Consider the following 7,912-nt stretch of genomic DNA (forward strand, 5'->3'; position numbering starts at 1 on the left):
ATAAAGAAATATTAAAAATATATTAGGGCATTAAAAAACAATTTAGTAAAATCTAAATTGTTTCTTTAAAGGGATATTGCCTTACTAGACTCTAACCAATGCCCTTATGTTTATGAGCTAATGAAGACATTTTAGCAACATTCTACAACGCCCTCGCGCTATTAATTTGCAAAATCATGTTCAAAACATATTCCGTTTTTAAATTGATTTGTTACAAATATTTATTGCAGTTTAGTAAAAAACTGTATTATCTAATTTAAAAAATCAATTAAATAATGAGTGAAATAATGTTTTATTTGATTGGCTTTGATGAAAAAACAAAAGGCTAAAGAAATTAGATATAAAACCAATAAAATTACAATTAAAAAAAATCATAATATTTAACAGATAGGTGCCAAAGGTTTAAAGAATTTTAAAAAAATAGGAGACAATGTAAAAAAAATTACTAGTGGTTATGTAACGATTAAATAAATTTAACTTCAAAAGTTTAATAGGGATTACTTTCTTATTTTTGCCGAAGATTTATTTGAAATCAATTTTTTATTTTAAAATGCAATTAAAAACAAAACAACGAGCTGCCTTAAGTACTTATTTCTTTTTATCGGGGTTATGTTTTGCCACTTGGGCTTCGCGAATTCCAACAATAAAAGATTTTTTTAATTTCAATGAAGCGCAATTAGGCACCGTGTTACTATCAATGCCTATTAGCTCACTTATTGGATTACCAATCTCAGGTTGGCTTGTGTCAAAATTTGATAGTCGTTCCCCATTAATTGTGGCGATGCTGTTTTTAACAATAGCCCTAACGTTTATTGGTTTTGCCGATACGCCTTTTTTACTGGTATCTGCACTTAGTTTGTTTTCTTTTAGTTCACGCATTTTATATATTGCTATGAATACCCAATCCATTACAATTCAAAAAAAATACACAAAAAAAATTGTTGGTTCTTTTCATGGTCTTTGGAGTACTGGAGGATTATTAGGCGTTGGTTTTTCAACCATCATGGTAAAAAACAACGTTTCTTTACATATTCACTTAGCAATAGTAGCTGTAATAATAGCAATCATTTCCTTATTGGTATTCTCATATACACTCAAAAAGGATAAATCCACTTTTGGTAATAAATTAATTTTTGGTAAACCAGATCCTTTTATTTTTTATTTAGGGTTATTAGTCTTTTTTGCTGCAATTTGTGAAGGTGGAATGTTTGACTGGAGCGGTGTTTATTTCAAAGAAGTAATAAATGAACCTATTTTTACCTATGGATATTTATTATTTATGGCATCAATGGCGTTTTCTAGGTTTTATTCAGATAAATTAATGGATGTATTTGGATTGGAAAAAACATATATTTTTAGTTCTGTATTAATTGCAATAGGAATTTTGTTAGCTATTACGTTCCCGTATTTCTATCCGGCGTTAATCGGTTTTTGCTTGGTAGGTATTGGAACCGCCGCCATTTTTCCAATGACATTTATGCTTGCCGGAACATCAAAGAAATATTCACCAGGGATGGCAATTTCAATTATATCAACCTATGCTACGGTAGGGATGCTAATTGGTCCACCTTTAGTAGGTTATGTGGCTCATGCGTTTAGCTTAAAGTATGCCTTTTATATTTTTGTGTTTGCAGGGTTACTATTTATTCCTTTATCGCAATTTTTCTTTAGACATCAGAAAAAAAATTAACATATCAACTTCAATTTTTTCGAAAATCGCAACAATGAATCAAATCAAGCTTATTTAAATTTCAAAATAAATTTAAGTCTTTAAGTTATTTGAGTTAACCAAATTGCAAAGAACTCAAACAAGTCTTTTTTAGCAATCATTTTAATGGATTCTCGACTATAAATTTTCAAAAACGTGTTCCAAAACGTGTTCATTTTGGTACTCAAAGGTAAAAATTTCATTCAAACTAGGCATAAAAATAACAGTTTAGTTTTCACTAAACTGTTATTTTTAAAAGGATTTCGCCTTAGTAGCAGAAGGCTTTGAATTATCGAACCCAAAGGACTTCTTAAGTGATTTTTTAAAAGTTGTTGAATTCAATAATTATTTGTAACGAATTGAAATATATTAATACCCTTCTAAAACTATATCTTGCGGAAGACCAACTCTCATAAAATATCGAGCAAATGATTGCGATAAATGTTCTCTATAAGGTGGTAATAGTCTAATTCGTGAGGCTTTAGAATTTGCAATAGTTTTCAAACTGTCAATCTGAATTCCGTATACATTCCTAAAGTCTACAACCAAATAATCATTAATAAAGTTTTCTTCTGATTTATTTAAAAGATGATACCCTGGTAAAAATCCCTTTTTTAAATTTTCAATATTTTTCCTTTGAGCTCTTTTACTTTTTTGATCTTCAGGTAAATTTTCTAGGAAAATTTTTAAGTCATAAAAAGGACAAACCAATACAATATTGATTTTATCGTTAACTAAATCACATGATTGAGATAATATGATTGAATCTATCAATTCTATACTAATGTCTGGTTCTTTCCCTTCTGCTATTTCAGAAGGCGGAATAACTATTGGACAATCAGGAATTAAATCACCTTGCTCAATGTTTTCATTAGTATCTATTTTATAGTACCAAGCGTACTCCATCTACTCAATAACAATTTTTGGGACAAATTTTCTAACGGAAACTATTTTACTCTTTAACAAAAAACTTTTTTTTGCAGAAAATTTGGAAATCAAATCAAAGTTATTTTCAGTAAATTCTTCCCATGTAGAACTATTGTTGTTTGAATCACTATTTATTTCTGCTAATGTTAAAACATTTTGATTTCTGTAGTGAATAGATAAATTTAGCAAAGAATTATCTTCAAAAGGTTTGTCATATAATCGGGTAATAACCATCTCATTTGATTTCTCAAAATCATATTGGATATGTACCGAAGTATTATTAGCTATGATATTTGCTGTAGCAAGTAGAAGTAGCATAAAAGTTATTATTTAAATGAATTATACAATTTACCATTAGTGATTTTTTTAAATACATCACTACATATATCATGTGCTTCAACCAACCATGAGTTTAAATCTTCAAGCAAATAAAAATCCTTATTACCTATAATTTTAGTTTGCATGACTAAACCTTCTTTGTTATTGTAACGTCCATTAATTAAATTTAATGAAAGTAAATTGCTTTTTAACCTATTGTTAAAAGTTAAGTTAATTTCCTCAGTTTTAGAATTATCATTATCTATATAACCTTGATGCACATTTAACCCTAAATTCTCATTTATAAAATTCAATGGTGAATTAGTTGAAAAATCAATTTCGAAAAAATCTACATATGAAATTGAAGGAACTAATTTTATCCTATGAAATTTAGGATATATATTATTAAACTCCTTTAATATCTTGTCAACTTCTATTAAATATTCATTCCAAAAATATTTTTCATCAATTGTATTAAAAGTAATTAATCCAGGACCAACTTGGATAAGAGGGTAATCATTCCCCCCTTTTCTATACCTAAAAACTGGCAATCCTTTAACTACTTCAAATGGCACCTCTGGTGGCACGACATTTTCTCTAAAAGGATATTCTTCTTTTAATTTTGAATATAAATCTCCATGGAGATACTGAAAATCTAAAATATCAGATTTATCAACATCCCATTTTATTTCAAAAATAACTTCTATTAATGGTGCATTTGGCAATTTACTCATTGAGTATTTCCTTGATTTTAAACAAAAGTAATCATCCTAAATGAAAATATTTAACTTTTTTTCAGAAAATATTGTTAAATAGATTAAAGAATATTAATGATACAACCTAACGTATCATTTTATATCTGTTATAGATTTATTTTGATACGGTTGAGGTTTTGATACGATAAACCCTAAATTTTATTTAAATCTTCATAATTAAAATCATATTTCTGGCATTTTTCGTACATCCACAATTGGCATTGAATTATTATAGCATCTATTATTTTATTCATCCAGATAATAGCGCCAAACTTTTCACTTTCCTCAATAAAACAATCATGAATACCAATAGTAAAATTAACTGTTCTATCTTCCTCACATCCAACCTTTCTTGACGAAAAAATAATTGCATCACTGAAATGAACAAATGAACTACCAACACCATATATTTCTTTCACCCAATCCATTCCTTCAACTTTTGAAATCTCATTTGACAAATAGGAATCATGCAATTTCATCTTTCCTTCATGATTTTTCATTCTATCTATACGCTCTCCACTTAACACTTTTTCAGCAAAAATATTTCGACTAAATTCTGAACAAGTTGATGCATACATTCTCAAAACTGAATCCAAATTAATTCTTATTAACGGTGCAGCTGCGATAAAATTATTATTTCTCATTAAAGAAGAAAATGCTGAATTTAAATTAACTGTTCTATTAACTATTGCAATAAAAAACATATCAAATATTTCAACATTAGGTGTAATCGCATTTAATTGAGCACCCAGTTTTATCATTGCTTTTGTTTTTTTATCAATTTGAATCAATAGCTCTTCTTTTGAAATATTTTCATCTTTCATCTAAATCTCAATTTTATCAATTTCCTTCATTATCCTATCCGTTTCGTATAAAGCCACAATAATTTTTTGATAGTGCAAAATATCTTCATAACTCAGCTCTCGCCCTTTTCGGTCTTTGAGCCATTTTTGAGCAGGTTGATAGCCACCAATGTAAAAATTCCAAGCCACTTCAGGAACGTTGGAAAAATATTGATTTTCGTTGATGTACACACTACCTGTCACTGCGAGGGACGAAGCAGTCTCATCTGTTGCGATTGCTTCGTTCCTCGCAATGACAAAGATGGGTTTGGTTACTATGTTATCTCCATCTTTTGGGTACTTTGTTATATAGTTCTCGACCTTTGAACTTTCTAACAAATGTATCTCTCTCAGTTCTCCACCATATTCCACAAACTTCCAAAATGTTTTTGCATCATTTGGATAAGGAACTCTCGGAAAATCTATTTTCAAAAACTCTTTGTATTTTTCTCGGTAACTTGGAGAATGTAAAACTGCATATATATAATCTAACAAATCAATTGGAGCGAAACTTTGCTTAAACTCTGGGCGAACCTCATCACTATTAGCAAAACAAACATTACTTGCTGTTTCTTTTTCGTTGGTGAAAGTTAATCCCAAACCATTTGCAATTTGTTTTACAATTTCCATGTTAAGGTTGGGGGTTCTTTCTGGTGAATCTTCTATACTTTGCTGACCATTTTCATCAGGATAGAGGTATAAAGGAAATTCAGTATTGTTCGCATAAGCGCTCTCAAAAAGACAACTTTCGCAAATACTCTTATGAATAAAAGAGTAAGAAAATTCAAATTTCGACTGTCTTTTAAGTGAAAGAGATAAATTATTTGCGAATACCAAATGTTTCATAACTTTTGAAGCAGGTCTACTAATAATTTTAGGGTCATAGTATATCCAACGATTGTCAAAAGGTCTATATTGAATCGGCAAAAGATATTTACGGTCAAAAGATTTATCCCTAATTACTTTTGTTAATTTATAGCTTCCAGAGTCTTTAACATTAAATTCTTTAGCAAATTCGGAATCAAAATCTTGAGATAATAACTGATTAATTCGATTATCTAGTTTGCTCTTATCAAAGTCAACAAAAAGCCTATCTCTATCTGTTTTGATTCCAGAATTACTGACTTCGAACAATTCATTGACCTTTAGACCCTTTTTATATTCATCAATTCTTCCATATTCCTGTGAATTAAAAAAGTAATAAGGTTTTGTTGGGTTCAATTTTGACCAATTAACAGTTGCTATATTATTATCCAGTAAATATTGATACTTTTCGATTCTTTCACCAAAAATATCAAAATGTAGAATTTCGACATTTTCGGTATTTTTATTTGTTTTAATAAAAATATTAATGCTAACACCTTGCTTAATATCGAAAACATTTTTGTCAGGACTACCATCTGGCTTCGTTTCTTTGATGTTTGAATTACCGTGTAAATCCATAATGTATATTTTATCAAAACAGTCCATTAGATTCTTTCGCATTTGCCTGTGAGTTACACCACTTAAAAAACTATTGTTTGAAATATAGGCTAACACTCCACTTCCATTTTTTTGAATAAAATACTGTCCAAAGCGTATAAACTTTATATAATCATCATCAAGATTAATTTTTTTTTCGTTTAGGTCTTTTTTATAATCTTTAATTAGATTTTGTATCCATTCACTTTTATTACTACTGCTAACGTTATAAGGTGGATTTCCCATTACAACCATAACGGGTGCATCACGTTTAATGGCATTTGCCTGGTCAGCTTCATCAGATAGCCATGAACTAAACAAGGTGGCTGTATCTGGGTGCGCTTCCTCTAATGAATTGGTTAGAAATATCCTTAAACGTTGGTCATCTTTTGGTTTGTAACCCGTTTCGGTCAAGAGCATATCCATTTTAAGGTGCGCCATCGCATAACTCGCCATCAACAGTTCAAATCCATTCAATCGAGGGATGAGGTCAGTGGTAACATACTTGCTCCATATACCTTGCTGACCTTCAAATTTCTTGTAGATATGTCTTACAACCTCAGCTAAAAACGTACCAGTACCAGTTGCGGGGTCAAGAATTTGCACCTTGTGAACCTCAACGTCATGCTCTACTTCCTTAATCTTTGAATTTGCACCCATACCAGTTTGTGTAACTGCCTTTTTCTTGATGGTAGTTTTTGAAGTATCGGCTAAACCTTGTGGTAAATCAAATTCGGTCTTTAGTATATCATCTACTGCCCGAACTATAAAATTTACAACTGGCTGAGGCGTGTACCAAACACCACGAGCTTTTTTCAGCGCTGGGTTGTATTCACCTAAAAACGTTTCGTAAAAATGCACCACTGGGTCTTCTTGTTTGGTGCTTTTACCAAAGTTCTTCATAATGTCTGCAACATCGGATGCAATAAAAATGGAAACCAATTCATCAACTATCCAAACCAAACGGTCATCTAAATCATAACCCGCAATATCTTGGAATAACTTTCTTAAAAACGGATTGCTTTTTGGTATTAATTGCGATGCTTCCATTCTGGAAAAATTGTCCAATGTTGGGTCATGATAGCGAGCTGCAAACATACCGTAAGCAATTGTTTGGGAATAGATGTCAGCAAAGGATTTGTTATCAATATCATGTATCAACATCTGCTTAAATGATAGCATCTGCGATTTTAAATTGGAACGCTTGTTAGTTTGGTCATCATTATTTAATGATTTTTCGATTACATCAGCCATTAGTTTTGCCTTGCCCGCCATCATCTGAGCCAACTTGGTTGGCGACTTTATGGTTTGCGAAATAGTAAGTGCAAAATTTTGGATTAAATGCGTGAATTCATCAAAATTTTCTGGCTGAGGTACTATTTTACCATCTTCTATTTTGGCGATACTAATCTGAGAAACTTGCTCACCATCCTTATAAAAATAAAATTTTAAATAATCAGTAATTATAAGATTAGATAAACCCGATTTATAACGATTAAATTGTTCTTTTAACGCTTTGTTACTTAGGTCTACTCCAATATCTTTTGCTTCTATATAGCCTACCGGAACTCCTTTACGAGTCAACACATAATCAGGTGCGCCACATTCAACTCTGGCGGGCTCATTTGTAACTAAAATGTCTGGCAATAGTGCCATGATAAGGTTTTGTAAATCGCCACGATACGAATGTTCTCTGGCGTTTCCTGTAATAAATAAGGTATTAACTTTAGTTAGATACTCTTGAATTGTCATAGCAAATTTTGTAATTAACGAGATTTATACTTTAGCCTCCTTCAAATTTAACTAAATAGCCTTAATGTTTAACAATTAGTGATTATATTTTCAATTTCAACACTACTTCTAACAACAAAATATGGAATTTATGGAAAAATCAAAACTAG

The 7,912-nt window shown here is 30.6% G+C and carries 6 protein-coding genes; 1 reads left to right on the top strand and 5 read right to left on the bottom strand.

Features of this window, described 5'->3' with window-relative positions; all coding sequences use genetic code 11:
* Positions 1-550: 550 nt before the first annotated feature.
* Complete coding sequence (locus tag Q8S45_RS09540) at positions 551-1,690, top strand: MFS transporter (protein ID WP_305604126.1); 1,140 nt, start codon at positions 551-553, stop codon at positions 1,688-1,690.
* A 387-nt stretch (positions 1,691-2,077) separates the two neighbouring features.
* On the opposite strand, the gene Q8S45_RS09545 is transcribed toward Q8S45_RS09540, so the two are convergent.
* The 5 genes from Q8S45_RS09545 to Q8S45_RS09565 form a co-directional block, all read right to left on the bottom strand.
* Positions 2,078-2,614, bottom strand: a complete 537-nt coding sequence (locus Q8S45_RS09545; protein ID WP_305604128.1) for a hypothetical protein — start codon at positions 2,612-2,614, stop codon at positions 2,078-2,080.
* Positions 2,615-2,953 (bottom strand): hypothetical protein, encoded by a 339-nt coding sequence (locus Q8S45_RS09550; protein WP_305604130.1) that lies wholly within the window; start codon positions 2,951-2,953, stop codon positions 2,615-2,617.
* 8 nt (positions 2,954-2,961) lie between these two features.
* Positions 2,962-3,687, bottom strand: a complete 726-nt coding sequence (locus Q8S45_RS09555) for a TIGR04255 family protein (RefSeq protein ID WP_305604132.1) — start codon at positions 3,685-3,687, stop codon at positions 2,962-2,964.
* A 173-nt stretch (positions 3,688-3,860) separates the two neighbouring features.
* Positions 3,861-4,532 carry a hypothetical protein gene (locus tag Q8S45_RS09560; protein WP_305604134.1) on the bottom strand — a complete coding sequence of 224 codons (672 nt, stop codon included), beginning with the start codon at positions 4,530-4,532 and terminating at the stop codon, positions 3,861-3,863.
* Positions 4,533-7,763: a type ISP restriction/modification enzyme gene (locus Q8S45_RS09565; protein ID WP_305604136.1), complete on the bottom strand. Its 3,231-nt coding sequence runs from the start codon at positions 7,761-7,763 to the stop codon at positions 4,533-4,535.
* Positions 7,764-7,912: the final 149 nt, after the last annotated feature.

The organism is Lutibacter sp., from assembly GCF_030692605.1.
Lineage (GTDB): Bacteria > Bacteroidota > Bacteroidia > Flavobacteriales > Flavobacteriaceae > Lutibacter.

What these genes read in the sequence shown, in the direction of transcription:
- Q8S45_RS09540 (WP_305604126.1), top strand. Translation starts at nt 551, where the DNA reads ATGCAATTAAAAACAAAACAACGAGCTGCCTTAAGTACTTATTTCTTT.
- Q8S45_RS09545 (WP_305604128.1), bottom strand. Translation starts at nt 2,614, where the DNA reads ATGGAGTACGCTTGGTACTATAAAATAGATACTAATGAAAACATTGAG.
- Q8S45_RS09550 (WP_305604130.1), bottom strand. Translation starts at nt 2,953, where the DNA reads ATGCTACTTCTACTTGCTACAGCAAATATCATAGCTAATAATACTTCG.
- Q8S45_RS09555 (WP_305604132.1), bottom strand. Translation starts at nt 3,687, where the DNA reads ATGAGTAAATTGCCAAATGCACCATTAATAGAAGTTATTTTTGAAATA.
- Q8S45_RS09560 (WP_305604134.1), bottom strand. Translation starts at nt 4,532, where the DNA reads ATGAAAGATGAAAATATTTCAAAAGAAGAGCTATTGATTCAAATTGAT.
- Q8S45_RS09565 (WP_305604136.1), bottom strand. Translation starts at nt 7,763, where the DNA reads ATGACAATTCAAGAGTATCTAACTAAAGTTAATACCTTATTTATTACA.